This is a genomic window from Streptomyces sp. NPDC006430, assembly GCF_040612395.1.
Lineage (GTDB): Bacteria > Actinomycetota > Actinomycetes > Streptomycetales > Streptomycetaceae > Streptomyces.
Window position 1 is genome coordinate 1 of record NZ_JBEXQA010000100.1, and the last position, 2,075, is coordinate 2,075.

Consider the following 2,075-nt stretch of genomic DNA (forward strand, 5'->3'; position numbering starts at 1 on the left):
GCGTTGGAGCGGCTGCTGGATGACGGGCACGGTGTGTTCGTCGAGATCTCGGCGCACCCGGTGCTGTCGATGCCGTTGACCGACGGCAGTGCGGAGCGCGGTGGCATCGTCGTCGGTTCCCTGGCCCGTCACCACGGCGAGCCGGCCCAGCTCCTGCGCAACCTGGGCCTGCTCCATGTCCAGGGCCACGGCCTCGACTGGGACCGCGCCCTGGCCACCGGCACGGACACCCTCGTGCCGCTACCGACGTACGCCTTCCAACGCGAGCACTACTGGCTCGACGCGGCGAAGCCCACGAGCAACGTCCGATCGGTCGGCCTCGACGTGTCCGACCACCCGTGGCTCGGTGCGGTCACCTCGCTCGCCGATGGTGAGGGACACCTCTTCACCGGCCGGATCTCCCTCTCCGAGCACCCCTGGCTCTCCGAGCACGCTGCGTTCGGCACCGTCCTCGTCCCCGGCACCGGCTTGCTCGAACTCGTCCTCACCGCGGCCCACCACGTGGGCGCCGAGTCGGTCGAGGAGCTCACGCTGCTGGAGCCGCTGACGTTGAGCGAGGACTCACCCGTCCGTCTTCAGGTGGTCGTCGGCTCCCCCGACAGCAGCGGCCGTCGCCCGGTCACCGTGTACAGCCGCCCGGAAGGTGTCTCCGACGACTCCGGCTGGAGCCGGCACGCCACCGGCGAACTCGCCGAGACCGTCGATGCCGTCGATGGCCGCGCGGTCGATGAGGAGACGTTCGCGGAGCTGGCCCAGTGGCCGGTGGCCGGTGCCGAGCAGATCGCCCTCGACGGTTTCTACGAGGGTTTCCGTGAGCGCGGCCTCGACTACGGGCCTGCGTTCCAGGGCCTGACCGAGCTCTGGCGCAAGGGCGACACCGCCTACGGCCTGATCCGTCTCCCCGACGGCCTGAAGGCCGACGACTTCGCCGTTCACCCCGCCCTCCTCGACGCCGCCCTGCACACCCTCATGGGCGTACGCGGCCAGGACGCGAGCGACCGGCAGGTACTGCTCCCGTTCGAGTGGACGGGCGTCGAACTGCTCGCCGCCGGAAGCACCGAACTGCGCGTACGCATCGACCTCGATGACAGCCGCACCAACACCCGCATCTGGGTGGCGGATCCGGCCGGACAGCCCGTCGTACGGGCCCGCGGTCTCGCGATCCGCGAGGCGAGCGCCGAGCAGATCCGCGCGGGTGCGACGGCCGAGCACCTCTACCGCGTCGAGTTTGCCGCACCCCGCGCGCTCCCGTACCAGGACGCCCCGGCGGGCGGCACATGGCTTCTCGGCGACAACGCCGGGATGTCCGCAACATTGGAGGCCGAACATGTGGCTGATGTGGATGTACTCCTTGCCCAAATCGATGACCGGGGGCAGGTACCCCTTCGACTGGTTGTGGATGCCACGCGCGGAGCGGGAGACGCTCCGCACGGGGAAGAGGATGCTGCGCGCAGCGCGCAGCAGCTGACCGCCGCTGCCCTGGGCACCCTCCAGCGGCTGCTGGCCGAACCCCGCCTGGAATCGACCGAGCTCGTCTGGGTGACGCGCTCGGCCGTGGACGCGGGCGACGGAGTGACCGACCCGGTCCATGCCCCCCTGTGGGGCCTGGTCCGGGCGGCCCGAGCCGAGCACACCGACCGCGAGATCCGCCTCATCGACCTCAGCGCCGACGGCGTGGGCGATGACGTCCTGCTGGCGCGAGCCCTGTCCGTTGCCGGGGAGCCGGAGATCGCGGTGCGTGGTGGTGAGGTGCGGGTGGCGCGTTTGGTGCGTGCGGAGTCGGGCGGTGTGCTGCCGGAGTTCGCGGTGGACGGGTCGGTTTTGGTGACGGGTGGTACGGGTGAGTTGGGTCGTGCGGTGGCTCGTCATCTGGTTGCTGTTCACGGTGTGCGGCATCTGGTGTTGACGTCTCGGCGTGGTCCGGAGGCTGTGGGTGCTGCGGAGCTCGTTGCGGAGTTGGAGGCGGCCGGTGCGCAGAGCGTGCGGGTCGTGGCCGCGGATGTTTCCGATCGTGCTCAGGTCGTTGATCTGTTGGCGGGTTCGGATCGTGCGTGGACGGGTGTGTTCCATCTGGC

The 2,075-nt window shown here is 70.4% G+C and carries 1 protein-coding gene; it reads left to right on the forward strand.

What is annotated here, in order from left to right; all coding sequences use genetic code 11:
* Nucleotides 1–2,075: SDR family NAD(P)-dependent oxidoreductase (locus tag ABZZ20_RS36745; RefSeq protein ID WP_356877388.1), on the forward strand; the 2,075-nt coding region annotated here is incomplete at both ends.